This is a genomic window from Varibaculum prostatecancerukia (genome assembly GCF_943169825.2).
Taxonomy (GTDB): domain Bacteria; phylum Actinomycetota; class Actinomycetes; order Actinomycetales; family Actinomycetaceae; genus Varibaculum; species Varibaculum prostatecancerukia.
Genome location: NZ_OW968402.1, coordinates 587,847 through 612,519 on the forward strand (window position 1 = coordinate 587,847; position 24,673 = coordinate 612,519).

At 52.8% G+C, this 24,673-nt stretch carries 20 protein-coding genes; 5 read left to right on the forward strand and 15 right to left on the reverse strand.

The features are described 5' to 3' along the window. Window positions 1-5: 5 nt before the first annotated feature. Together KO216_RS02585 and KO216_RS02590 are read right to left on the reverse strand one after the other, a co-directional pair. Window positions 6-1,013: a hypothetical protein gene (locus KO216_RS02585; RefSeq protein WP_215522760.1), complete on the reverse strand. Its 1,008-nt coding sequence runs from the start codon at window positions 1,011-1,013 to the stop codon at window positions 6-8. Then, window positions 1,010-2,644, reverse strand: coding sequence for a hypothetical protein (locus tag KO216_RS02590; protein ID WP_215522761.1), 1,635 nt, complete (start codon window positions 2,642-2,644; stop codon window positions 1,010-1,012). Before KO216_RS02590 ends, KO216_RS02585 begins: the two co-directional genes overlap by 4 nt. A gap of 264 nt (window positions 2,645-2,908) precedes the next feature. On the opposite strand from KO216_RS02590, the gene KO216_RS02595 reads away from it, so the two are divergent. Then, complete coding sequence (locus KO216_RS02595; protein ID WP_309547353.1) at window positions 2,909-4,261, forward strand: coiled-coil domain-containing protein; 1,353 nt, start codon at window positions 2,909-2,911, stop codon at window positions 4,259-4,261. A 120-nt stretch (window positions 4,262-4,381) separates the two neighbouring features. Here KO216_RS02595 and uxaC read toward each other — a convergent pair whose 3' ends face one another. The 8 genes from uxaC to KO216_RS02635 all read right to left on the reverse strand — a co-directional run bounded on the left by uxaC (window position 4,382) and on the right by KO216_RS02635 (window position 14,730). Then, window positions 4,382-5,797 carry a glucuronate isomerase gene (gene uxaC, locus KO216_RS02600; RefSeq protein WP_215522762.1) on the reverse strand — a complete coding sequence of 472 codons (1,416 nt, stop codon included), beginning with the start codon at window positions 5,795-5,797 and terminating at the stop codon, window positions 4,382-4,384. A gap of 50 nt (window positions 5,798-5,847) precedes the next feature. Further along, on the reverse strand, window positions 5,848-6,960 hold the full coding sequence (locus tag KO216_RS02605) for a sugar kinase (protein WP_215522763.1): 1,113 nt from the start codon (window positions 6,958-6,960) through the stop codon (window positions 5,848-5,850). Continuing rightward, entirely contained in the window at window positions 6,947-7,600 is a 654-nt protein-coding gene (gene eda, locus KO216_RS02610) for a bifunctional 4-hydroxy-2-oxoglutarate aldolase/2-dehydro-3-deoxy-phosphogluconate aldolase (protein ID WP_215522764.1), read from the reverse strand. The genes KO216_RS02605 and eda overlap by 14 nt, the downstream gene beginning before the upstream one ends. A 14-nt stretch (window positions 7,601-7,614) precedes the next feature. Beyond that, on the reverse strand, window positions 7,615-8,694 hold the full coding sequence (locus tag KO216_RS02615) for a mannonate dehydratase (RefSeq protein WP_215522765.1): 1,080 nt from the start codon (window positions 8,692-8,694) through the stop codon (window positions 7,615-7,617). Continuing rightward, entirely contained in the window at window positions 8,691-10,313 is a 1,623-nt protein-coding gene (locus tag KO216_RS02620; protein WP_215522766.1) for a mannitol dehydrogenase family protein, read from the reverse strand. Before KO216_RS02620 ends, KO216_RS02615 begins: the two co-directional genes overlap by 4 nt. Window positions 10,314-10,443: 130 nt before the next feature. Then, window positions 10,444-11,334, reverse strand: coding sequence for an HAD family hydrolase (locus KO216_RS02625; protein WP_215522767.1), 891 nt, complete (start codon window positions 11,332-11,334; stop codon window positions 10,444-10,446). A gap of 11 nt (window positions 11,335-11,345) precedes the next feature. Further along, window positions 11,346-13,127: a glycoside hydrolase family 3 protein gene (locus tag KO216_RS02630; RefSeq protein ID WP_215522768.1), complete on the reverse strand. Its 1,782-nt coding sequence runs from the start codon at window positions 13,125-13,127 to the stop codon at window positions 11,346-11,348. Window positions 13,128-13,164: 37 nt separating this feature from the next. After that, window positions 13,165-14,730, reverse strand: a complete 1,566-nt coding sequence (locus KO216_RS02635; RefSeq protein ID WP_215522769.1) for an MFS transporter — start codon at window positions 14,728-14,730, stop codon at window positions 13,165-13,167. A 300-nt stretch (window positions 14,731-15,030) separates the two neighbouring features. Here KO216_RS02635 and uidA point away from each other — a divergent pair, with 300 nt between their 5' ends. Together uidA and KO216_RS02645 are read left to right on the forward strand one after the other, a co-directional pair. After that, window positions 15,031-16,812, forward strand: a complete 1,782-nt coding sequence (uidA, locus tag KO216_RS02640; protein WP_215522770.1) for a beta-glucuronidase — start codon at window positions 15,031-15,033, stop codon at window positions 16,810-16,812. A gap of 70 nt (window positions 16,813-16,882) precedes the next feature. Continuing rightward, window positions 16,883-17,884, forward strand: coding sequence for a LacI family DNA-binding transcriptional regulator (locus KO216_RS02645; protein WP_215522771.1), 1,002 nt, complete (start codon window positions 16,883-16,885; stop codon window positions 17,882-17,884). Window positions 17,885-17,916: 32 nt separating this feature from the next. Here the strand turns inward: KO216_RS02645 and KO216_RS02650 are convergent, their stop codons facing one another. Both KO216_RS02650 and KO216_RS02655 read right to left on the reverse strand, forming a co-directional pair. Continuing rightward, on the reverse strand, window positions 17,917-19,281 hold the full coding sequence (locus KO216_RS02650) for a PFL family protein (RefSeq protein ID WP_215522773.1): 1,365 nt from the start codon (window positions 19,279-19,281) through the stop codon (window positions 17,917-17,919). Between the two features lie 50 nt (window positions 19,282-19,331). Further along, on the reverse strand, window positions 19,332-19,721 hold the full coding sequence (locus tag KO216_RS02655) for an ACT domain-containing protein (RefSeq protein ID WP_251451750.1): 390 nt from the start codon (window positions 19,719-19,721) through the stop codon (window positions 19,332-19,334). Here KO216_RS02655 and KO216_RS02660 point away from each other — a divergent pair. Beyond that, entirely contained in the window at window positions 19,690-20,310 is a 621-nt protein-coding gene (locus KO216_RS02660) for a cadmium resistance transporter (RefSeq protein ID WP_215522774.1), read from the forward strand. The two genes, KO216_RS02655 and KO216_RS02660, sit on opposite strands and share 32 nt — an antisense overlap. A 228-nt stretch (window positions 20,311-20,538) precedes the next feature. Here KO216_RS02660 and KO216_RS02665 read toward each other — a convergent pair whose 3' ends face one another. The 3 genes from KO216_RS02665 to KO216_RS02675 are packed head-to-tail and all read right to left on the reverse strand — an operon-like array spanning window position 20,539 to window position 23,874. After that, the gene (locus KO216_RS02665; protein WP_215522775.1) at window positions 20,539-21,687 is read right to left on the reverse strand and encodes an ABC transporter permease; all 1,149 of its coding nucleotides are present in this window, start codon (window positions 21,685-21,687) and stop codon (window positions 20,539-20,541) included. Continuing rightward, window positions 21,674-22,933, reverse strand: coding sequence for an ABC transporter permease (locus KO216_RS02670; protein ID WP_215522777.1), 1,260 nt, complete (start codon window positions 22,931-22,933; stop codon window positions 21,674-21,676). Before KO216_RS02670 ends, KO216_RS02665 begins: the two co-directional genes overlap by 14 nt. Before the next feature lie 2 nt (window positions 22,934-22,935). Then, window positions 22,936-23,874 (reverse strand): ABC transporter ATP-binding protein, encoded by a 939-nt coding sequence (locus KO216_RS02675; protein WP_215522779.1) that lies wholly within the window; start codon window positions 23,872-23,874, stop codon window positions 22,936-22,938. Between the two features lie 220 nt (window positions 23,875-24,094). Between KO216_RS02675 and ybaK the strand changes: the two genes are divergently transcribed. Then, window positions 24,095-24,580 carry a Cys-tRNA(Pro) deacylase gene (gene ybaK, locus KO216_RS02680; protein WP_215522781.1) on the forward strand — a complete coding sequence of 162 codons (486 nt, stop codon included), beginning with the start codon at window positions 24,095-24,097 and terminating at the stop codon, window positions 24,578-24,580. The last annotated feature ends 93 nt before the right edge of the window (window positions 24,581-24,673 follow it).

Below are 24,673 nucleotides of genomic sequence, written 5' to 3' on the forward strand. Positions count from 1 at the left end.
CTTCCTTACTTTGAGGCTGCCGTCAATACTTCGGAGGCTGCCACGACCCGAATCTTCCCATCCTTAGTGTTCTTGGGAGGGATCTGCATCAATACACAGATGATCCGGTTCCAGGTAGCTTTTTCCGTAACCTTGCCATTATCCAGCAGATTAACCACATCTCCGCTGAGGGTAATGGGTTTATCTGAGGATACATCCGTCAGGTTAACTTCCTGGGTGTAGGTAGCAGCCACTAAGGCGCCATTTTTCGCGGGCAGGTCAATCGCTAAAGTATTATCTTTTATTTCTAAAGGACTAATCGAAGTTGCAACTTTCCCGGCACTGCCAACCCCATCTTTGAGGGATTTCAGTTCCTCGCGTTTGCCCTCAATCAAAGGATCGACAAACACCTTGTCCGCATTTTTTGCCTTCTCATCAAACACGGTAGCGGCCCAGGTGTTTATAGCCACTTCTGGAGAAAGCAGCAGTCCCGAATCGCTCTTTATATCCAGAGTTTTGGATCCGCGAGCCACCACGTCTGTTTCTGGTAGTGATGCTTTTGGTAGTAGCTGCATCCACTGCCACAACTGGTAGGGTTCTGTCGCTTTGCTCTGCCGGATGACCTCTACATATTTAGCGCCGTTTTTATCGGCACCAGTAACATTTATTAAGCTCCGTGGCCAGCTGTTTCCAGAAGTAACGGTGGCTAGTTCCGAGGAAGCAGGCAAAGTCGTTGGGGAGGAGCTGCTGTTTTTCTGGTGCATTTTGTATTGCGCACTGCGCATTTCTAATGCCGGTCCTGCCACTCGCCCGCCGAGATCTTTGGTGTCAAAACTCTTGTCTCCGGCCTCTAGGGCTGCGTTTACCGCTTTGAGCACCGGATCCACCTGCTCGGTTCGCAGCGCCGGATAAGATTGGGTTTTAGTAGGTTTAGGGACCTCTTTGCGTTGCGCATTAGTGGTACACCCGGAGAGGCTAGCCAATGCCAGGGTGCAGGCGATCGCCGTGCTCAATAGGATTCGTGTGCTTCTCATTGTTGCTGTCCTCCTTGGCTCTGGTCGAAAGTCGATTTCCCTTCAAAGTCGCCAATATCAGGGCCCTCGCCTAAACCGTCCAGGTCAAAGTCATCATTCTCGAACCATTCTTCGGAACCCCCAGCTGCGGGGGCTGATTGCTGTGGCTGCGGTACCGGTTGGTAGGACTGAGCGGGCTGATGGGAGTCAGCCGGGTTGTAGGAAGTCTTCGGCTGGTAAGAGGCTGCCGGATTATATGAAGCCTGGGGTTGGTAAGACTGCGCCGGTTGCGGCTCATAGGACTGCGCTGGTTGATAAGAATCCGCCGGGTTAAACGAAGCCTGCGGCTGGTAAGACTGCGCTGGCTGTGCAGATTGCGCCGGGTTGTACGAAGCCTGCGGCCGGTACGAATCGGCTGGGTTATAGGACACCTCTGGTTGGTACGACTGTGCGGCTTGCGGTTGCGCAGACTGAGCCGGTTGCGGCTCATAGGACTGTGCGGGATTGTAAGAAGCCTGGGGCTGATAGGAATCAGCCGGCTGGTAAGACTGCGCGGGTTGCGTCGACTGCGCCGGGTTGTACGAAGCCTCCGGCTGGTAAGAGGCTGCCGGATTATATGAAGCCTGCGGCTGTGGGGACTGTCCCGGCTGTGGGGACTGAGCCGACTGAATATCTGCTGTCGCTGCAATAGGAGCAGATGGCGTGGTTTCCGCAGGTGCCGGAAGTTCCACGTTGCTAACTGCAGGGCTTAAAGAAACCCGTTCAACGGGAGTTGGGGAGGCAGCGACCTCCGGATTTATCGCCGTCCCGTCCTCATCGGTGCGGATCACCGGCACCAAACCAGTGGGGAACTTAACCCCATCAACCTCAATAGTGGCTTCTCCGCGTTCGCGTGCTTTTCGTAAGGCCGCGCGCGAAGGAGGATGAGCAACCGCATTTAGCGAAGGCATTTGCACAGTTTGCGCTGCCTGTGCCGCAGCCGCCTGCTCAGCGCGCTGCTTGCGCCGCGCCCGTACCTGTTCCTCTTCCTTCGCTGCTGCCTTCGCCAAACGGTTGATAACAATCGCAACTACCGCCCCTATTAGTACTAAAAGCAGACCCGCAATAAGCAGAGGCCAGAACCAAGGAGTCGAAACCACCTGAGTCCATTGCAGGGTTAGCTGAACATTTCCTTCCTCAGAACAAGCAATCAGTGACCAGGCGCCCTCAGACCGATCCCAAGTTTCGGTAATCGGACCTCCCTTTACCTCTTTATATTTCACCCACATATCTTTGCCGGCTGCTTCACCTGGTTGGCGAGCTTTGCCTTTACCGGGGTGAGGTTCGGTTAATAAGGTGTCCTGATCTTTTTGTCCGGTAACTTCCACGTAATTTTGGTCAGCTGCCCAAGCAGTCACATCCGTAGAGCGACCAATTGCCAGTGCCACCTTTCCTTGGCCAGAAACGGTAATTTTGGTGGGGGAGTCATAAAGCTCAAACATTCCCGGGCGGGTAATTGCCATTGCTTGCTTACTAGCAGCAGTGGGTAAAGATGTTACAACCCGCGAAGACGGCTTCCAGATAGTGGCAGTCCCCACTCCGCACAACGCCACTATGGAACCTACAATTACTAGTACCAGCGGCAGCCAATATCTGCGTAATATTTTGTTCACTAGTTTCCCCCAAGCCGAATTTTGAGCAACTATATACACTGTACTTTCTTTGCCGCGTCCATGCTTAAACCTTGTGACGGGTGTGACTAGGGTCAATTTTAGATGAACGTTTGGTTTCAGGCCACAATAAGTGAAAGACTAGGCATTGATACGGGGTTTCGCGGTATCTAAGTTATGGAATAAAATGTTTCAGGTAATGCGTTATCTCAGCGGCTCATCTTTAGGGAGGACCAGGTGGAAGAACAAACTGATTTCCCGATCGTAATGCGCGGTTACGATCGCGTTCAGGTCGATTTGCAAATTCAGACTTTGAATAACCAGATTACCGAGTTGCAGCAGAAGCTCGACACGGTTGATCAGCGTAACGTGGATTTGGGTGAACAGTTGGCAGATGCGCAAAACCAATTGCGCTCCTCTGACCGCAGCTCCTATACCGGAATCGGCGCCCGGATAGAACAGTTGTTGCGCAGTGCGGAAGAACAATCAACAGCGGTGATTAACAAGGCCAATGCCGAGGCCGAGCAGCTGATGGATAAGACCCGCAAGAACGCCCAGGATATGGCAGAGCGGGCAGAGGCGGAAGCGGCATCTCTGATTTCAGAGGCGCGTCGTGAAGCCGAGGAACGCACCACTACTGCGGCAACCGAATCCGAGACGGTGTTGACCAACGCTCAGCATCGGGCGGACGAACTGGTGGCCGCGGCAGAGCGCGAAGCCTCTTCGCTGCGGGCTGAAACCAATACTCAAGTTTCTGACCTGAAAGCAACGGTTGACCGGGAAACTGAGCTGCAGCGCGCCCAGGCCGAGAAAGACTACGTAGAGATGCGAGTCAAGGCGGAGCAAGAAGCATCCCAGCTTCGCAACGATGCCACCGCAGAGGCGCAGGCACTGCGCGAATCTTCGCTGACAGAGGCCACTAAGACTCGGGAAGAAGCCAAGGCACAGGCAGAAAAGACTCTGGCTGATGCTCGCACCCAGTCCGAAAGCATTTTGAAAGAGGCACGGGAAAGCGCTGATAGCATCCGTGCCGAGATTCAGCAGATGCGGCAAGAGGCCGAAACTGAGATTGCGGCGGCGCGGGCGGCAGCTCGCGAAGCCGATGCCCAGGCGCATGAGCAGTCTCGCTCCGAAACCTCCGCTATGGTGGCGGCAGCAAAGGCTCAGGTTGCCGACGCAGAGAAACACTTGGGTGAAACCTTGCAGCGGGCAGAGCGTCTGTTGACCGACACTGACGCGGTTGTGCGTCGCCGTCAGGAAGACGCGCGGCGGGCGGCTGAAGCCACGATTGCAGCTGCCGAGGGCGAAGCCGAGCAGGTACGTGAAGCTGCCCGGATCGAAGCGCAGGCCGAGCGGGCTGCAGCGCAGCGCACTGTGGAGCGTTTGGAGCGTCAGCGCGAGTCCATTGCCGCATACCTCGAAGAGATGCGCGGCCTGCTAGGTACCGAAACTGCAACTGGGCTAGAGGGGCTAACTCCCATGCAGCAGTTGCCGGCGGTGCTGGCGCAGTCGGAAGAAGAAGCCGAATCTGAACAACCAGCTCCGGTAGCTCCGCCGGTAAATCCGGTTACTCCCGATGAAGAGTCGGCAGCAACTGATCTGTTTACCAGCGAGGACTAATAAGTTCACTTAATCGCATCTGGGCGGGTCTTTGGAAAACCAAAGACCCGCCCAGATGCTTATTGTCTTATTTCTTGAGGTCTTGCCGCTATCGGTCTGCGCAAGAACTCGCCCTATTGGTTAATCGAGTTTGAAGATTTCACGCGGCTGTTCATCGGTTAGCCGGTGAATCCAATACTTAGCCGAGGAGAGTGGCAAACGTCCTTCACCCACGTATCGAGCAAGGAAAGCCGCATCCAGTCGGCGATTCATATCGTGACGTCCCGGTATAGATAGAAATGCCCGAGTATCGTCAATAAAACCGGATAATCTGGAGAACCCGGCGGTTTCCGTAGTGGAGGCATGGAAGCGCAGAATCAAATCTGGCGAATCAATAAACCACCAGGGCGCACCGATGTACACGCTGGAATAATAGCCTGCCAAAGGCGCAATTTCGCGTGAGTACACCGTCTCATCCATGGTAAATAACACCAGATGCAAATCTTTTTCATTGCCGTAACGTTCTAAGAGCGGACGCAGCGACCGGGTGTATTCAGTGGCGACCGGAATATCATGTCCGGTATCCGCCCCGAATCGGTTGAATGCGGCCGTTGAATGATTTCTAAATACGCCCGGATGCACGGTCATCACTAAGCCGTCCTCCAGACTCATCTGGGCAAAGCGGGTCAGCATCGCCGCCTCGAAAGCAGCAGCTTGTTCGCTGCTGCCCTCCCCGGAAACCAGGAGCTTCAGCAAGCCCTCTAGCTCTGAATCATCTAGATCTAGGGCTGCCGGTTGTGCCACTCCAAAGTCTGCCGAAACTGCTCCGTGCTTAATAAACCGGCGGCGACTTTCCCGCAGGGCACGTAGATAATCGCTAAGACTATCGGGCGCTCCGCCAACGCTAGCGGTTAGCGCCAGCACTTTTTCACCAAACTCTGGTTTACGTGCGTCTACATAGACATCGGGACGCCAAGAGGGAGCGACACGCCCTCCTAACTCCCCTTGGGAAGTAAGTTTTGCGAGTTCCGCATGGGCGTCCAGAGGATCCAGAGGATCGTCCGTGGTAGCCAGAAAGGCAATCGGGAAGGAGTTGAAGAGGGCGCGGGGAGAGAAGTTCGCATCGTGTAGACGCTCTCCGATCTGGTCGTAGAGGGCATCAGCGCTTTGAGTACTCGGCTCCCGGTCGATGTTAAAAAGGGTGACGAACTCGTGGGTGAGCCAGTAACCCGAGGCGGTTCCGTCGAACAGGTGCCAGTTCTTGCAAAAAATCCGCCAGGCTTCACGCGGGTTGGTCATTGCTACTTTGCCCACGCCGATTTCATTTAAATCGATTCCCGCCGAGTTGAGCAGGCGAAACACGTAATGGTCGTAACGTAAAAACAGTTCCGAAGCGTTGGGGAAAGGTTCGTTATCTAGGAGTAGCTGGGGATTAACGTGCCCATGCGGGGAAATAATCGGCAAGTCTTTAACTGTTTCATAGAGTTCTCGAGCGATTTCCCGAGTGGAGGGTTCCACCGGGAATAGTCGGTCAGGATCTAGGGTTAAAGTTTCCATTCTTATCCTTTTATCTCCCCGCGATGGGTTTGTTATCTGTGGTTTGGCGGCTATCGCCTGACCCGTGCTGAACCCCCGGCGACTAGATTCTCAACTTCAGCCAGGCTTGCCATTGAGGTGTCACCTGCAGTGGTCATAGCCAGGGCGCCATGGGCAGCTCCGTAGTTCACCGCTTTTTCGATGTCACCGAACTCCATCAATCCGTAGATAAGCCCGGAGGCAAATGAATCGCCCCCGCCTACCCGGTCAAGAATCTCCAGGCCATCTCGTTGGGTAGCTTGGAAGAATCCCTGCTGGCGATCCCAGGCCACCGCGCCCCAATCATTGATAGTCGCAGTGCGGACCTGACGCATAGTCGTTCCGATGCATTGGAAATTCGGGAAGGTCTCCCTTGCCTGCTTAATCATTCCCTGGAAGGATTCGACTTCGAGATTGTCAAGATTTTCGTTTGCGCCCTCGATTTCAAAACCAAGAGAAGCCGTAAAGTCCTCTTCGTTACCAATCATGACATCTACGTATTGCGCCAAGTCTCGGTTGACTTCCTGACATTTCGCCTTGCCACCGCTATCGGCCCATAGGCTAGGACGGTAGTTCAAGTCGTAGGACACGATAGTGCCGTATTTCTTCGCCACCTGCATGGCGGTTTTTGCCACCGCTGCGGTACTTTCAGACAGAGCGGTAAACACTCCGCCGGTGTGTAGCCAGCGTACCCCCAGTTTCCCAAAGAGTAGTTCCCAATCGATATCCTCCGGCTGCATCTGGGAAGTCGCAGTGTTCCCGCGGTCACTGCAGCCAACAGCTCCCCGCACGCCATAGCCGCGTTCAGTAAAGTTGATACTGTTGCGCACGGTGCGTCCTACCCCATCAAAATCCACCCATTTGATGAAGGAGGTGTCCACGCCGCCTTGCAGAATTAAGTCCTCCAGCAGTAGCCCGATCTCGTTTTTAACCAGGGCAGTTACGATAGCGGTGCGCCGAGAAAAGGCTCGCCGAGAACCGCGTGCCACATTGTATTCCCCGCCACCTTCTGAGGCTCTAAAAACTCTGGAGGTGTGAATTCGTCCTTCGCCGGGGTCTAGCCGCAGCATAACCTCTCCTAAAGACACCACATCGTAGCGACATTCTGAGGCAGGACGTACTTTCAAGCCACTAGGCCTGTCCATTTTTAATCTCCTTTACTTTAGCGATAGCTTCTGCACTTAGCCGAGTAATCTCATCGAATTTTCCGGCGTTTATAAGTTTGGCGCTGGCCATCCACGAGCCCCCAACTGCCGGAATAAAGGGTGCACTAAGCCAATCACCCAGGTTCTCAAGGTTGATGCCACCAGTGGGCATAAACTCAATTTGGGGGAAGGGACCGGCGAAAGCCTTAAGTATTCCCAGGCCACCCAGAGCGGTTGCCGGGAAGAACTTCACGATTTTCATACCCAGATTTGCTGCCACCATAATATCCGTAGGGTTGGCAACTCCGGCGAGATAGGGCATTTGGGCTTCGTCGGCCGCTTCTGCAACTTCCTCGGAAATGCCCGGGGAAACTAGAAACTTTGCCCCCGCCGCGATCGCGGTTTTTGCCTGCTCCTTATTGATGACAGTGCCAGCACCGACAGTCATTTCCGGTACTTCCTTAGCGATAGCGGCAATGCAATCTGCCGCCACCGGGGTGCGGAAAGTTACTTCCGCCGACTTAATTCCTCCTGCTAGGAGGGCGCGCGCAGTCGGGATAGCATCCTCGACCCTGTCGAGCACCACTACCGGCACGATGGGGTTCTCTGCCAAAAGTGGCATTGCTGAAGGTATATTCATGTTCTTCTTTACCTCTATTTATCCTCGTGGCTTTTTACAATCGCTTCCCACAGCCCTCCGAGGTAAACCGCTCCCAGCGCCCGGTCATAGAGGGGGTATCCGGGGCGTCCAGTTTCACTCCAAATCATGCGACCATGATCGGGTCGGATATGGACGTCCGGGTTGGTTTCGTAGATAGCTTCCATAATGGCGTGCATGTCTAAGCTGCCCGTCGAAGATGGGTGGGGAGCTTCCCGGAATCGCTTGGGACCCAGGTACTTTACGTTGCGCACATGAGCAGCGTTCATCAAGCCACGTTTACCGAATTCGCGGAAAATCGCGGGAACATCATTATCAGGGTTAGACCCTAAAGAACCGGAACAGATACAGAAACCATTGAACTCGGAATCATACAGACCTGCTATCTTATCCATATCGTCGCGGTTCCGATAGATACGGGGCAACCCGAATAAATCCCAAGCCGGATCGTCCGGATGGCAGGCCATCTTGATGCCCACTTTTTCAGCAGTAGGAATAATGCCTTCCAAGAAATACCGGAAGTTTGCGCGCATCTGATCGTGGTCAACTTCCTCATACTTCGCCATTACCGAATCCAGGTGCGAGAGACGTTCGGGCTCCCATCCGGGCAAGGTTAATCCGCCGGATTCTTTGGCGGTGAGTTCCACAATGTCGCGCGGGGTCATCCCTTCAATCTGGGCGTGATCGTAGTAGAGACAGTTTGAACCGTCCTCAGTAACGTGTGCCAACTCCGTGCGTAACCAGTCAAATACGGGCATGAAGTTATAGATAACTACTTTTACCCCGAACTTTGCCAGGTTTTCTAGCGACTTGTTGTAGGCGTCTATGTATTTATCACGAGTGGGCAAGCCCAGTTTGATATCTTCGTGCACATTTACGGATTCAATAACTTCACACTCGAGCCCGGCGGCATGAACCCCGTCAATCAATTCTTTGATTTCGGGTTCTTCCCACACTTCCCCGGCAGCTTTGCCGCTCAAGACGCCCATAATCCCAGTCATCTCCGGGATTTGTTTAATATACTGCAGCGGAATTGGATCGTATCCTTCTCCGTACCAGCGGAATGTCATCTTCATTTGTTGAACTCCTTATCTAGGGTTGAACGCACGGCACCGGTGCCGGCGACTAATTCTTTAAAGTATTTTTCGGTCGCCTCCGCCAGTGGCGTGGCGTAGAGATCGGTGCGGAAAATATCAGTGTCAGACAGGATTGGCTGCAGTGCCTGGTGAATTTCTTCCGCAGAGTTGCTGCCATCCAGTTTAATTTCCGCAACGTGTTTGTGTAGTTCTTCGTACCTGGGGTCAGGTGCTGGTTCAAACGGGAGGCCGTCGTCACCGATGCCCATCAGGAAACGACACCAGAGAGCAAACACAAACGGGATTGCCCGCAAGGAATCTAGATCTAGATCGCGTTCCAGATACTTCTTGATAGTTTCCCCGAAACGGATGGGAATCTTTTGCGAAGTGTCCATGGCAATCCGAGCGGGATTATCTGGCAAATACACGTTTGGAAAACGTACTTCCACCACTTCCCGCAGAAAATCTTCCGGGTTTACCACCACCGGATCCGTAACTACCGGCAGACCTTCCTTAAAACCTAATTCGTTAACGAGGGCGCGCAGTGCGGGATCTTGCATTTCGGAATCGATAGTGGGCATACGTAACAGCGAACCAGCCACCGCTAGCGCAGTATGCAGGGGATTCAGGCAAGTTGTGACTTTCATATTTTCAAAGTCATCACAAACCTGACGCGCTACCACCTGCACTCCGAGATCATCCCAATTAGGACGTTTACCAGCGAACTTGTCTTCAATGATCAGGTATTCTACCGGTTCGGTATTCACAAATCCGGCTAGCGGAGTACGGCTTGGAGTTTCCACCGCCATATCGCTAAATCCGAGTTTTTCCAGTTTTTCGGCTATCCCTGGGTTGGGGCGAGGAGTGATTTTGTCGATAACCGTAATCGGGAAAGCCACTTTCTTCTCGTCTTGAAGCCATTCTAGGAAACCATCGGGCGCCGTACCCTGCTTCGACCAGCCCTGAGCAATTCTCAGTACCGATTCGCGTAACTTATCACCGTTATGCGAAAAGTTGTCGAAACTTAGCAAAGTAATAGGGGCTCCACCAGCAATAAAACGCTCCCGCAATAAGACGGCGGAAAGTACCATGGTAGAAGCTTGACACCCCTCTAATCCTCCGGGATTATCGGTTTCTATAGCAGCCTGAACGCCTGGCTGCAGGTTCCCGGAGCCATCTCCAATAACGTAGCCTTTCTCGGTGATGGTATAGCTCATGAGGGCGACGTTGGGGTCGCGGGCAACCTCAATCAACCGGGAGAGTTCCTCTTGGTCGCGAATCCCCACGGCTTCGCTAATCCCGGCCACCACTCGCAAATCCTGGGTGCCATCAGGATTCAAAGTAACTTTCAAAGTCATGAGATCATGGTCGCCCAACTGGGAATCCATATCTTCGGGGTCGCGAGGAGCAACTGCAGTAATCGGCCAATGTTCCCCGCGCTCCAACAAATCGGCCGCTACCCGCGCGGGATAGCACCTGAACAAGTTACCCGGCCCGATATGAATCCAGCGAGGACGCTTCTTGCCCTCCTGCTGCATTTTCGCCACGTCAAAGTGGGGACAACTAATCTCGGGGGTATTGGTTCCAATATCTTCCAGTCCTGCCAGGTTTAACTTCATATTTTCTCCTCAATCTATCCACTAATTCTCGTAATTCTGCACCGCCAACTGGGGCTTTACTGTCTATTATCCCCGGTTTCAGCGGGCAGTTATGAAAAATGCCATTAGTTGCCAACTGGGATTGCCAACATTAATTGATGGTTTTCCAGGGGGGAGTGGCCGGCAGCAGCTGGTTAAAGTCTGCTATCAACTGATCTTGATAGTCGCCGCGGAAAGTTCCTTCCAGGAAACGGGGTAAACCTACGTCGTGGAACTCTTGCCAGGACTCGGCCTCGTGTCCGGGGCGAATCGGGAACCATAAAGCATTATTATCGAATGCCGCCTGGCCATCACCGGGAGCATCTCCCAGCAATAAAATCCGATCCGGGTGATACTTTCCAACTGCCGCTTTTGCTAGCTGCTGCGATTTGGTACCCATTTCCTGTCCGGCAATCACCGACATATAGCGTTTTAGGTCATGTTCTTCCCATTCATGGTTGAGCATTTGCAGCGAGGCGGCGGAAACTACCATCGCATCCACTTTCCCCTGCATGGCCTCCAACGCTTCGCGAACCCCATGGAAAGGTGCGCAGTTTTTTACCATCCATGCCACCAGCTTGTTTACGGTTTCCCCCCACTTAATACAGCGTTCGATTTCCTCTGAAGGATGTTCGTCGGCCCATTGGTGGATTCCCGCTTCGCTAAGCGGCAATCCCGAGGTTACGAAACCATGGAGTTCCTTGCCCTCCGGAAGTTTTACCCCGGATTCGAGTACCTCGGGTCGCTGCTTGAGAAGATCAAACAGGAGATCAAGCCCTGACCAACGGTTAATGCCTCGATGAATCGAAAACAAGTTCATATAAATCGCAGTTTCGCGGGTTAGCGTGGAGATAGCTTGCAGGTCAAAGGCTTCGATATACGCCGGAGTAAAACACTCGAAGTGTTTAATATTCATCTGGTCGATGGCGCAACCATCAGAATCAACCCCGATAAAATACTCGGTCTTCGGTACGAATTCCTCTAGAATTTTTGCGTCGCTCACTAATGTTCCTCCTAGATGCGGGTATCCGCGAGCCCACAGAAGGCATCAACCGGACTGATCCCTTTAAACTCGGATTTACCTTCCAGTTTGTCTACCAGAGATTCCAAAGTGAAAGGTTTATCGTCGTAACAGTTGATATAGGTCCTGACCTGCGGTACGTCCACCAACGCATAGGGCGTAGCGGTAGAAACATAGATAGTGGGCAGTTCATAGACATACCAGGGAATATCCACCGTGCCTTTCGTCGCCGGCCACATCACTCTTTCTGTGGGCTGCATCATTCCATCAATCTTGGAAATCAGAAGCACCAGATCATAACGGTCAGTAAGGTCTGCAATCGGCGCTTTACCGGCATAGACATTCTTGACTGCTTCGCCCTGTTCCTCCGGGGTCATCTCGGCGAGTTTGTCCAAAAGAGATTCGTGACGATCCACTTCGTAGCCCCGTTCGCGCAGTATTTCTGCCACCCGATCTGCAGGGTGGGTAGCCTCTCCGCCACCTCCAAAAGCTCGCGAAATCGGATTTTGCGGCCCGGAAACCGAAACTACCAATACTCGCCGGTGGGTGGCGGGAGAAATCGGTAGCTTTTCGGGCTGCTTATGCTTGACCAAAGTAATGGAATCTTCGGCCAGCCGAGGCGCCACCGCCGTGTTTTCAGGCAATCCGATTCGGCTCAGCGCTTCTGCCTTGGGGGTGAGAATTTCTTCTCGGGGAGTGCGATGCAAGCCTAGACGAGCTTTCAACCCCAGAATGCGCTCAAGAGCATTCTGTAGGGTATCTTCACTGATGCGACCATCTTTTACGCCCTCCATCATCCAGGCGAAATCTTCGTCCGGATCGTTGAAGAACAAGAACAGGTCAATTCCGGCTGCAATAGCTGCCGGGAGGATATCTCTGCGCTTCATAGCCCCGGTCATCGCCACCATATGTGAGGCATCGGTGACCACCAGACCGTTGAATCCCAGCTTGCCACGCAGCAGTCCGGTTATTAATTCCGGGCTCAACGTTGCAGGTAACAGGTCGTCATCGCTCATTTCCGGGTTGAAATGCTTTTGATAGGCCGGCTGCATAATATGCCCCACCATAATGGAAGGCAGACCGTCATCAATCAGACCTTGGTACACCTTGCCAAAAGTCTGATCCCACTGCTCGCAGCTATAGGAGTTCACCGAATTCGACAGGTGCTGGTCGCGTTCGTCCAGACCATCGCCCGGGAAGTGCTTAGCTGCGGGCATAATGCCCGATTCCATAATGCCCCGCATATAGGCACGGGAAAGCGCTAACACCCGATCAGGATCCTCACTGAAGGCACGGTTAGACAGAATCGGGTTATGCCAGTTACGCATAATATCCACAATCGGGGCAAAGCTCCAGTTGCAGCCGATAGCTGCGGCCTCCACCCCGGAGACCCTGCCCATCTCGTAGGCGTACTCCTCGCCGAGTTCACCCGGTGCGGCTCCGATTTTGACCTCGTAACCCACATAGGTGCCATCCGTGCAGGCGCCGTTCCCACCCGCCTCAGTGTTAGCCGCAATCAGTAGAGGAATTTTGGATTTGGTTTGCAAAATGTAGTTTTGCTCCCAAACTTCCTCCGCGGTACCGGGGTTATAGCGTACGGCGCCAATATGGTAGCGATTGAGCACATCGGTGAGATATTCTTCAGTGCGCTCGGCTCCCATATTTACAAACAGCTGCCCGACTTTTTCTTCCAGGCTCATGCCGGCAATTGTGTCCCGCACCCACTTGGCGTCCTCATCGCTGAGGCTATAAGGTTTAGCGCTTAAATCAACCATGTTTTTCTTTCCTAGGATTTTCCTCTAATAGGGTCGCTTAGTCACTAGTAGGGAATTGAGGATCCTCATTAGCGAGTGCAGTTACATCCACTTCAGCAAGCGGTGGGATGCCCTCCGGGGAGATTGCTGCTGCGACCGAGGCACCATCTTGCTTAGCCTTTTCGGCCTTCTTGGCTGCGTGGCGCTGGTGCAGTGCCTCGGTATTGGCCATAACTTGTTTGCGGGTCAAGGGGTAGATGATCAGGAAGATCAGGCCTACAAGCAAAAGGATGATGGCGGGAATTAACAGGTAGAGAGTATAAATACCCTGCAGAGTGGCCTCCGATTGGTGGCCTCCGGCTTTTGCAATTTCTGCATCGTAACCCACCCAGGTGATTGCTAAGCCCACTAGCCAGCCAGCCAAGGCTTGTCCGAGTTTACGCGCCCAAGAGTAGATGGCGTAAACCGTGCCGTCATCGCGCTGTCCGCTCTTGAGTTCTTGATAGTCCAGCACGTCAGTTAGTACTGCCCAAATCAGGATATTGAAGGTATTGGGGCCCAACTGGATAAAGAAGAGGATTACCACGAAAATAACCGCGCTCTTGATACCGAGCATCCAGGTTACGAAGCAGAGAGCGGAAGTAAAGACCATGGCACCAACAATGATTTCTTTCTTCCCCAGTTTCATCGCCATTGGGGTGGCAATGATGGAGAGCAAGAATACCGGCGCAATCGAAACTATCTGACCGGTACTCATCATTCCAGCGTCTTGGAAGTAGTCCTTCCACAGGTAGGCCAGGGTGCCGCTCATTAAGAAGGTCGCCAGTAGGCACAGCAAAGCGCCTAGCACTAATGCCCACAGCGGACGGTTGGTCAGCAGGGTTTTTAGGAATCCTTGACCCTCGCCACCCTTAGCTTTTTCGGCAGCAATTTCTTCCCGAGTCTTGCGCTCAAAAACAATCCGTTCGGTGACCATAGAGTAGCAGGCCAAGTAGCAGAGAATTCCACAAATCCCGCAGACGATAGCGGCGATGGCCATACGGGTGGAATCGATCTTATTGTTTACAAAAATCACGTGGGGCAGCACGGCGGAAATCATTAGGAACGCCAACTGGCCACCCACAGAACGGAATACGGACAGCGAGGTGCGGTGCTTGGGATCGTCAGAGATAACCGCCGCCATAGATCCGTAGGGAATATTAATCGAGGTGTAGAAAATCGAACCCCAGATAAAGTAGGTGACTGCCATGTAGGTAACTCTCACCGAGTAGCTGGAGTTCACTACGAAAGGCATGTACATCATGGTGGAGGCCAGGGTTACCGGGATGCACATCCGCAAAATCCAGGGGCGGAAACGTCCTCTCTTGCCGGGCTTGAGCAGATCCAGCAAACGCCCCATACCCACATCGGTAAAGGCGTCCACAATTCGTGCTGCCAGGAATAATGTTCCCACGTGAGCCGGACTGATGCCCATAACATCGGTGTAAAACACCATGAAGAACATCATTTGCAACATAAAGGTGAAGTCGTTTCCAAAATCACCGAACATGTAGCCTAGCTTGTCCTTTATTCCGAATGGACGTTTTGTCGGTGCTGGTGCGGTTTGGGGTTGTGAATTCGTCATCGAAGTTCCTTTGTTCCTTTTGGTCTCACCGGGGTTAGCAGCGGTGCTAGCGTCCTCTGTGAGTTTCCCAAGCGGGATGCCTTAATCCTTACATGTAAATAGGGAACAAAATGACTGTTGCCAAAAATTGCCAAGAGCATTCCGGCGCACTGCAGGCAAAAGCACGTAAGTGAGCGTTTTGGCAACTTTTGGCAACTTCTGTGCTGGGGGTGGCTTTTCTGATTGCATTGAGGTTAGCAGGCAAAGCAGCCTGATTTGAACTCTAGCCCCCAATAATAAGCAGCAGTAAGGAGCCGCTAAATGTTAACAGTTCGCGAATCATCTTCCCGTAGTGTTTTTGACCTAGATGGGATCTGGGACTTTAAAATTGACAAAGACAACCAAGGCGTAGAGCAGGGTTGGTTTAACGCTCCGCTTTCGGAGGCTTCTACAATGCCCGTGCCGGCCTCGTACAATGATGTGGTAACGGATATTGACCAGCGCGACCACGTCGGATACCTGTGGTATCAACGGGAAGTAAGGGTTCCTCGCAAATTAGGAAGCGACCGTCTCGTGCTGCGTTTCGGATCTGCCACTCACAACGCTATTGTGTGGGTAGACGACACGGAAGTTATGCGTCACCAGGGGGGATATCTTCCCTTCGAAGCAGACATTACAGACAATATCGCTGGAAAAGAGACTTTCCGTTTAACCGTGGCGGTAGATAACCGTCTGGAGTGGACCAGCATTCCTCCGGGTTACATCACCACCGACTCCACCGGTAAGCGCGTCCAGACCTACTTCCACGACTTCTATAACTATGCCGGGATTCACCGCAGCGTGAAGCTTTATACCCGCCCCGAAACCTACGTTAAAGACATCACCGTGGTCACCGAGATTGAAGGAACCACTGGCATCGTGAAATATGACGTAGTGACCGGTGGTAGCGGGGAAGTCTCCGTAAACTTGAAGTGTGCCTGTGGCAAGGTCGTGGCCAGTGCTGACGGGGCGCAGGGTGAGCTCCGGGTAGAAGATGCGCATTTCTGGGCGCCGGGAGACGGATATCTCTACACCCTAGAGGTACACGCCGGAGAGGACGTGTATCCGCAAACCGTGGGGATCCGTACTGTAGAGGTCAAGGACTCTCAGTTCTTGATTAACGGTAAGCCTTTCTATTTCCGCGGCTATGGACGTCATGAAGACAACACGGTGCGCGGTAAAGCTCACGATGACGTGATGATGGTTCACGACTTTGAACTGATGAAGTGGCAGGGAGCTAACTCTTTCCGTACCTCTCACTATCCTTATGCTGAAGAAGTCATGGACTATGCCGACCGGATGGGCTTTGTAGTTATTGACGAGACTCCGGCAGTGGGTTTGAACACCGGGCTTGGTGGAGGAATCTTTGGGAGTCAAGGCTTCAAGACCTTCTCTCCGGAAACCGTTAACGAAAAAACTCAGGAAACACATCGCCGGGAGATTGAAGGCCTGATTGCTCGCGACAAGAACCATCCCTGTGTGGTGCTCTGGGCGATTGCGAATGAACCGGAAACTAACACGCCGGAATCACGGGAATATTTCGAGCCCCTGGCTGCCGCAGCCAAAGCAGCTGACCCCACCCGTCCAGTGGGATATGTGAACGTCATGCTCTCCCCACCAGAGCTTGAAAAAATCACCGATTTCTTCGATGTGATTATGCTAAACCGCTACTACGGTTGGTATGTCAATACCGGAAACTTGGCAGATGCCGAAAAAGCGCTGCGTGACGAGGTGAAAGGGTGGATCAAGGATTATCCGGGCAAGCCAATTCTCTTTACCGAGTACGGTCCGGACACTATGTCGGGTCAAGCCGACTTGTATCGTCGCCCCTGGTCGCAAGAATTCCAGATTGATATGCTCTCCATGTTCCACCGGGTATTTGACGATACTCCGGAGATCGTTGGCGAACAGATGTGGAACTTTGCTGACTTCATGACCATACCGGGAATCATGCGGGTAGGTGGCAATAAGAAGGGAATGTTCACTCGCGAACGCGATCCCAAGCCGGCTGCCTATGTAGTTAGGGAGCGTTGGTTAGCAAAGAAAAAGGAACAAGGCTGCTAATACTGCAGACTAGAGTGGAGTATAAATAGCAGAAAGTAACGCTGAAACAGTTAAACAAAAGAGGGGGGCAATGCCGCATCGCAAGAGAGTCACCATTTATGACATAGCTGCAGATGTAGGCGTTGCCCCCTCAACTGTTTCTCGCGCACTATCTCGCCCGGATCGGGTAAGTGTAGATACCGCAGCGCGTATCTTTGCTGCCGCAGAGCGTTTAGGTTATTCCAAGGCTGGTGCTGCCTACAGTGGAGAGGCGCATCTTGCTAAAACCCTGGTGTTTGTAGCGGCAGACTTAGCTAATCCGGTGTATGCCGAAATCTCTGCCGGATTTCAAAAGACCGCCAGTGAAGCTGGATATAGCACCCTGATTATCAACACTCAGGAAAGCGGGGCATTAGAGCACAGAACCATTCAAGGAATCATCGCTAAAGTTGGGGGAGTAGCCTTGGCAGCCTCTCGGCTGGATGCCGGTTCTATCAAGAAGATTGAAAAACAGCGACCCCTGGTGCTGCTCAATCGCTTCATGACCGGCTATACCAGTGTGATTCCGGAAACTGAGCGGGGAATGACCCATGTTTTCCGCTATTTAAGCGATTTGGGGCATCGCAGTGTTCTCTACATTTCGGGCCCCGAAATGTCCTGGGCGAATGCCATTCGCTGGCGAACCGCGACTCAAATCTCTGCCCAGTTCGGTCTTACCTTGACTCGCACAGATTACGCTGTTCCCGAGCCGGCATCCGGAGCCGCAGCTTTCAATGTTTGGAATAATAATCCAACTACCGCGGTTTTATCTTTTAACGATTTGATGGCTGCCGGTTTCATGCGTGAAGCGCGAATTAACCAGGTTCAAATCCCCGAGGACGTTTCGGTGGTCGGTATCGATAACTCGAGTTTGGCGTCACTGGTTACTCCGGAACTTTCTTCCTTGACTTCCGCGTCACTGGAAATTGGCAAGCGGGGTGCCGAGTCGCTAATTTGGCAGGTCACTCACCGTTCTATTCGAGAACGTAAACTTTTGCGGATACCAATTGATTTTATTCCCCGTGCCTCTACTGGGCCGGCGAAAAATGTCTGACAGACGGCGGGTAATGCCTTAGGGTCGGCGATTTAGTTCTTAAAGGAATGTACCGGGGCGGGGATACGCCCGCCGCGGGCGGCAAAGTTTGCAGAAGAAAACGGGGACACTTCCATAATCGGGGCCCATCCCAGCAGGCCGCCAAAATTGGCTCTATCTCCTACGCCCTTACCGGGTACCGGGATCACTCGCACCGCAGTGGTTTTTCCGTTGGCTACCCCGATTGCGGCCTCATCAGCAATTAATCCGGTAATCGTGGCGGCAGGAGTGTCACCGGGAATCGCGATCATATCCAGGCCCACTGAACAAATAGCGGTCATGGCCTCCAGCTTTGCCAGACCTAAGGAACCGCGCTGGACTGCCTGAATCATATTCGCGTCCTCGGACACGGGAATAAAAGACCCGGAAAGCCCGCCTACCAGGGAACAAGCCATCAGGCCGCCTTTTTTAACCGCGTCGTTTAGCAGTGCCAAAGCGGCCGTGGTGCCGGGAGCGCCCACAGTTTCTACGCCTAGCTCTTCTAAAATGGCGGCCACCGAATCTCCCACCGCCGGGGTAGGAGCCAGCGATAAATCCACAATCCCAAAATTCACACCCAAGCGTTTAGCCACGGTTTGTCCCACCAGTTGCCCCATCCGGGTAATTTTGAAAGCTGATTTCTTAATGGCTTCCGCGCATTCTTCAAAAGGACGTCCGCGCACTCCCTCGAGTGCCCTCTCGATTACTCCCGGACCAGAAATCCCCACTGACACCACCGTATCTGGTTGACTCACCCCATGGAAGGCGCCCGCCATAAAGGGATTATCGCCTACGGCGTTGGCAAACACCACCAGTTTTGCCGCTCCGATACCGTCTTGATCCGCGGTTTCCTGCGCGGCGGCAAGTACCTGCCCACCCATTTTGGCGGTTGCACTCATATTGATGCCAGTGCGGGTGGAACCGATATTGACCGAAGAACATACGATATCGGTACTGGCCAGCGCCTGAGGAATGGATTCAATCAACGCTAAATCGCTACGGGTCGCGCCCGCCTGGACTAGCGCGGAGTAGCCGCCTACGAAGTCAACCCCTACGGCTTTGCCTGCCCGATCAAGCGTCTGTGCAAAGGGTAGGGGATCAGCGGTGCGGCAAGCTGCTGCTATCAGGGAAATCGGGGTGACTGAGAGGCGCTTATTGATGATCGGCACCCCAAACTCGCCTGCTACTTCCTCGGCTACCTCCACCAAACGGGAGGCAGCGCTTAGAATCCGTTCTTCAATGCGCGCACAAGCTCGCTCGATATCGGCATCGGCACAATCCAGCAGGGACAGCCCCAAAGTGACGGTGCGTACGTCCAGGTTGTCCTCGGCAATCATCTGTATGGTTTCCAGGATTTCTCCGGTGGTATCCAGCCCCATTATTCTCCCTCGTGGTTACGGTGCTTTACCTAGGTCAGCGGCAAGCCGATTTAGAGTTTATGCATGGCGTTGAACAACGCCTCGGCCTGCACTTTAATAACCAGGCGTTCGGCTTCCTCTACTGGCGCCATCGCTGCCTGCACCTGCGCTAACCCGATCTGGGTCTCATCAAATTCCAGCTGCATAATCATAGTGAAATATTCATCCATCAGCGTCTGGGACACATTGGTGATATTCACTTGGTTTTGGGCCAGCGCCTGCGAAACTGCCGCGATGATCCCGGTGTGGTCGATTCCGGTAACTGTCATAATTGCTTTCACGTGCTTCAGCTTACGTTCTTTTCCATCCTTTTCGCGATTTCTTGACCCCGGTTTCTTCACTTGCGCGGTCTTTGGTAATAATGGCTGGGTGACTACCACTTTGATTGTTTCAACCTTCATCCAGGCGCTGGTGCTATTTGTAGCCACCAACATTGACCACTTGGCGTTACTGGCCTTGTGGTTTGTTCACGGACAGAATCGTCCGGGAACCACCGCACGTATCTGTGCCGGTCAGTATGTGGGTTTTGGAGCACTCCTGGGGATCACCCTGGTTCTCAGTACGATTTCTGGATTCGTGATTCCTCAGGAATACCTGCGGCTTTTAGGATTGATACCACTGGCCCTGGGAATAAAAGCCGGGATCGGTGAAATCCGCGAGCGCTGGCATTCAGAGGAATCCGAAGAGGAGGACGAGGCAGAGGCACAACTAAAAGGAAAAAAGATCAGTGTGGGCGCGGTTGCCTTGGTTACTATGGCTAACGGAGGCGATGAAATCGCGGCCTATCTGCCGGTTTTTGCACTATCTGCCTGGTGGCAAATCGCCCTGTTTTGCGCTGTGTTCTTAGTGCTTGCTGGGGTGCTGCTTGCTCTTGCCCGTTTCATCACTGGACGTATGGGGCTTGCAGAGGTCCTGGAACGTTTTGAAGCGATTATTTTCCCCAGCGTACTTATCCTGCTAGGAGTGCTAATCCTCGCGGATCTGCTTTAGGTGGATTGACTAGCTGCGGGAGATAGCAAACACGAGCTGCCGCCAAGAAAGAAGCGATTACCAATAGCGCGGGAGTAGATTTTATCCGAGCGGGCGCGGTGGGCATAAGAATTTGGAAAATGTCGCTGCGTTTTCCAAATTCTTGGGCAGGAGGAAAAATCTACTCCCGCGCTCCCACAGTTGCTTTTACTGAACCAGGGTAGTGGCTATTATCTTCGCCGATTAGCTTTAAGCGCGTCTACGCAGACGAGTGATTAGCATGGCGACGCCCCATAGCGCCAGCGTGAAAACCATCTGCACCCCGATGTTCTCCCAGAACTGCGAGGCGGAGGCGCCGCTAAAGCTAGCCATTTCCGCTAACGCATTGTTGTTGTCGATGTAGTAGAAGGTGGGTAGCGCCTTCCCGATGGCTACTACTGCATCGGGCATTAGTTCCCGGGGAATAAAAGCCCCACATAGGAAAGCACTGGCTAACGCCACCACGTTCACGATGGCGCTAAGGGCTTCCTTGTTATTGGTAATTTTTGCCATTAAGAAGCCTATGCCCAAGACGGGCAGCCCAAAGGCCGCAATATTAAGCGCATACAGTCCCTGTCGTCCGGTGTCCGCAATGCCGGGCAGTAGCAGTCGCACTAACAGCACATTGAGTGCCACGAGGAACGCTACGATCAGGGCGCATCCGGCTATCAAGCTCAGATCAATCCGGAAGGGATGGGCGGGGGAAACCAGAGTACGTTTACGTACGTTTACTACGGAAAAGGCCGCTAGCACCATAGTGATTACATAGGTGGCGCCGGCCATTAGGGTGTAGCTGCCAAAGTTATACAGGGCGGTCACGTTGTGGAGCGTTTTTTGATCTAAATGCGAAGTGAGCGTGACTTTACTATCCAGTTTCAGGCTAGAGTTTACCGCTTTGACCAGCTCGTCCTCGTCCGTTATATATTGCCCATATCCGCTAGCCAGCCGCAGGAACCGGCTAACTAATACCTCGGCAGAGGCGCTCTCGGAGCTGGCGCGGGATTTCACGTCTACGGTAGGTTTTTCGCCGTGAAGAATTTTAGAAGTGAAGTCGCTGGGCAGGTAAACAGCGTAAGAAAGCGATTGATAGTAGAGGGCGTCGTCAATCTCGCGTTCGCTAGTACCGGTGTCTGCTTTCTTGGTCTGCCCGGTCAAGTAGGAGTTAAAAGACCTGGTTAGGGCAGTTTCATTGCCTCGGTTGATAACTAAAACTGTAGGTTTTGAAGCGGTGAAATCACCGGAGGAGCTGGGGGTCGTCTGGAAAGCGGTCAGTCCCATGACCACCATGATGGTGGTAAAGAGAATAACAAAAGCAATATTGCGCAGTAATACCTGCAGGAAACCTTTAAAGACTGTCATAGCGCTGCTTCCTTAGGACGAGCAGGGAGGCACCCAGGAGCACTGCCGAAATAATCAGCAGCAAGGTGACGTCTTGCCAAAAACCATCGAACCCGGGGTGATAGTAGAGGTTATAGAAACCATCGGTGATTAGTGCGGTGGGATTTAGCTTATTTACTAGGGGAGCTTTTTGGTCTACCACGTAACGCATAGTTCCGCCCATCATGCCGGCCAGCACCGCCCCGAGCATGGTCACTGCAATCAAGACGCCAACTTTCATGTTTTCGCCGCCGGGAACGAGCGCGGAAATCGCTACCCCAAAGGACAATCCGACCAGGGCTCCGAGGGAAGTTAATAGGAAGGTTAATGCCCAATTGGAGCCAAAATCGATATTGAATAGGAAGTGGCACACTGCCACTAGGAGGATCAGCCCCACCAATTGCAGTAGGTAGCTGGAAATAATTCCGGAGATAATCAGTTTGGCTTTACTGGTAGGTGCCACCGCTACTCGTCTGCCGATTACCCCCAGGGGCGGCTGGGCATTGTTCATCACTGTCATGGAGAACAGCCCCCCGTAAAGGGCAGCCATAGCCAGCAGCGAGAAGAACTCTGCCATCAGCAAGTCCATAGATTTGGGGCTGCGGTCACGCAAAGTAAAACCGCTTTTAGCAAGTTTGTCTTGAACCGAGGCCGCCACTTGGGCGGGATCAAAGGCAGGAGGCTGGCCGGGCTGAACATTTTGAAAGCCAGGCGGGGAGTGAGCGCGAACTTTTGCCGCAATCTCGCGCTCGGTGAGATTACTTATCATATCGGTGCGTTGAGTGATTTCGTCAAGAATCGCTTTCAAGATGGTTTGTTCCATCCCGTTAGAGGCGAGGGTCAAATGTGCTTTGGCATCCCTGCTGATACCTGCCTGCGAGGTTCCGGTAATCTCGACTACTCCGGAAACTTCCTCGTCCTCCAGAAGCCTTTTTCCTTCCTCTAAGGTCTTGACCATTCGTAGTTTCAAAATGGGTTGGTTTTCAGAGCTGACGGGGGAGGAGTCTTCCTTACTTAAATCATCGAAAGCGATTTTAAAGGTGCTATCTTGGTAGACCTGGGAGTTTACGACCGCTACCGACACGGTGTCGAAGGCTTCTTTATTGACAATGTCCCCCAGCGCCCCTTTGAACAGCAGACCCAGCAGGATTGGAAAGACGAGCGTCCAAAAAACCAAGGTGCGGTTGGAAAGCAGCAGCTTTAGGTTGTAACCGATCAAGTGCCGCATAGTTAGTCTCGCAGTTCTTTGCCGGTGAGCTGCAAAAACACGTCATTTAGGGTTGGACGTTCGGAGTAGATAGACTCATAGGATACCCCGGTCTGGCTCAATTGGCTGATGAGGGTGGAAACATGGTTTTGTCCGTGCCGATAAACTAGTTGGACTGTACGATTTCTGCTGGTAACTGACTCAATTTGGGGATTGTTTTCCAGCTTTTCTTTGAGCTCTGGGGGTAGCTCCACCCCTTGCAAGGTAACTTTTTCTTCAATATCTGATAGCTGTTTCAGCTGGTTAATGGTACCTTGAGCGATGATTTCACCCTTGTCAAGAATGATGATGCGGTCGCAAATCTGTTCCACTTCCTCCATATAGTGGGTGGTGTAGACCACGGTCGCGCCGCGGTCACGCAAAGTGACGATCCCGTCCAAGATGTTATTGCGGCTTTGCGGATCGACTGCCACCGTCGGCTCGTCTAGGAAAATCAGATCTGGTTGATGGGCGATACCGCAAGCTAGGTTCAAGCGCCGCAACAGCCCTCCCGAGAGCTGCTTGGGGCGAAACTTCAAGTAGTCCTCGAGCCCCACCAACTTGACGGCCGCGTCAATTTTCTTCGCGCGTTCGGCTTTCTCAGAAATATAGAGTCCGCAAAAATACTCCAGATTTTGCGCCACGGTTAGCTCATCGAATACGGCTACATCTTGGAAGACCACCCCTAGGCGACGTTTAATGTCAAAAGCATCGGGACGCATTTCTTCACCGAAGATTTTCACGCTCCCGCTGCCAAAACGTAGCAGGGACAGCATGCAGTTGATGGCGGTTGATTTACCGGAGCCATTGGGGCCGAGCAGCCCCAGGATTTCGCCCTGGCGAACCTGAAAGGTCAGGTTATTGAGGGCACGCAATTGCTGGTAGTCCTTGGTTAGACCCTCTACTTCGATTACGTTGCTCACTATGGTTCTCTCGTTCTTAGAGTGGCTATCGGTGTAGCAATTTTATCAAGGCTAATCCCTTAGCTACCAGTAAACAGGGGGTGTTAATCAAGAATTAACCAAACGTTACAGCAGTTTTAGAAAGACCTTCGAGATAGAGGAAAGAAGAATTTTTCAATCGTAGTTTTACGGGGTCGGTTAAACTGGCAGAAAAAGCGCATGCAGAAGAACAGGTGAGCTTATGGGGAAGAAACACGTGAAAACTAACGCCATGCGCGCCCTCGAAAATGCGGGTATAGAAGCGCAAATGACGCAGGTTTCTTCTAAAGGGGAGTTTTTAGATGCCCTCACGGTAGCGCAGGCGCTGGGAGTGGATCCGAATCTGGTATATAAAACCCTAGTTTTAGAGGGCGGCCCCGGAGAACATTTCGTGGCGGTAGTACCAGCTACGCACGAGTTAGATTTGAAGGCTGTCGCCAGGTGCCTTGGGATAAAGCATGTGGCAATGTTGCCCCTAAAACAGTTAACCCCGCTCACTGGTTACTTGAAAGGGGCCTGTTCGCCTTTGGGAATGAAGAAAGACTTCCCAACTGTAATCGATGAATCCGCTTTTGGGCAAGAAAAAATCTATGTGTCTGCAGGTAAACGCGGGTATCAGATTCTAGTTGCTGCTGAGGATCTAGCGCGGGTTATCGGGGCCCAGCGCGGGGAAATCTCTCGCCCCTGAATTGCGTCCTCCGCACAATTTAAAAGACTTAGTGCGCAGTTTTTATTTTTAAAAAAATCAAGGTAAAGTTTCGGGTGTCCGAAACTTTGATAA

Bases quoted from the DNA above. Each gene is read 5' to 3' on its own strand.
- KO216_RS02670 (WP_215522777.1), bottom strand. From the start codon at position 22,933: ATGCGGCACTTGATCGGTTACAACCTAAAGCTGCTGCTTTCCAACCGC.
- KO216_RS02655 (WP_251451750.1), bottom strand. From the start codon at position 19,721: ATGAAGGTTGAAACAATCAAAGTGGTAGTCACCCAGCCATTATTACCA.
- KO216_RS02605 (WP_215522763.1), bottom strand. From the start codon at position 6,960: ATGGACAGGCCTAGTGGCTTGAAAGTACGTCCTGCCTCAGAATGTCGC.
- uidA (WP_215522770.1), top strand. From the start codon at position 15,031: ATGTTAACAGTTCGCGAATCATCTTCCCGTAGTGTTTTTGACCTAGAT.
- KO216_RS02645 (WP_215522771.1), top strand. From the start codon at position 16,883: ATGCCGCATCGCAAGAGAGTCACCATTTATGACATAGCTGCAGATGTA.
- ybaK (WP_215522781.1), top strand. From the start codon at position 24,095: ATGGGGAAGAAACACGTGAAAACTAACGCCATGCGCGCCCTCGAAAAT.
- uxaC (WP_215522762.1), bottom strand. From the start codon at position 5,797: ATGGAAACTTTAACCCTAGATCCTGACCGACTATTCCCGGTGGAACCC.
- KO216_RS02615 (WP_215522765.1), bottom strand. From the start codon at position 8,694: ATGAAGATGACATTCCGCTGGTACGGAGAAGGATACGATCCAATTCCG.
- KO216_RS02620 (WP_215522766.1), bottom strand. From the start codon at position 10,313: ATGAAGTTAAACCTGGCAGGACTGGAAGATATTGGAACCAATACCCCC.
- KO216_RS02650 (WP_215522773.1), bottom strand. From the start codon at position 19,281: ATGGGGCTGGATACCACCGGAGAAATCCTGGAAACCATACAGATGATT.
- KO216_RS02630 (WP_215522768.1), bottom strand. From the start codon at position 13,127: ATGGTTGATTTAAGCGCTAAACCTTATAGCCTCAGCGATGAGGACGCC.
- KO216_RS02665 (WP_215522775.1), bottom strand. From the start codon at position 21,687: ATGACAGTCTTTAAAGGTTTCCTGCAGGTATTACTGCGCAATATTGCT.
- KO216_RS02585 (WP_215522760.1), bottom strand. From the start codon at position 1,013: ATGAGAAGCACACGAATCCTATTGAGCACGGCGATCGCCTGCACCCTG.
- KO216_RS02595 (WP_309547353.1), top strand. From the start codon at position 2,909: ATGCGCGGTTACGATCGCGTTCAGGTCGATTTGCAAATTCAGACTTTG.
- eda (WP_215522764.1), bottom strand. From the start codon at position 7,600: ATGAATATACCTTCAGCAATGCCACTTTTGGCAGAGAACCCCATCGTG.
- KO216_RS02635 (WP_215522769.1), bottom strand. From the start codon at position 14,730: ATGACGAATTCACAACCCCAAACCGCACCAGCACCGACAAAACGTCCA.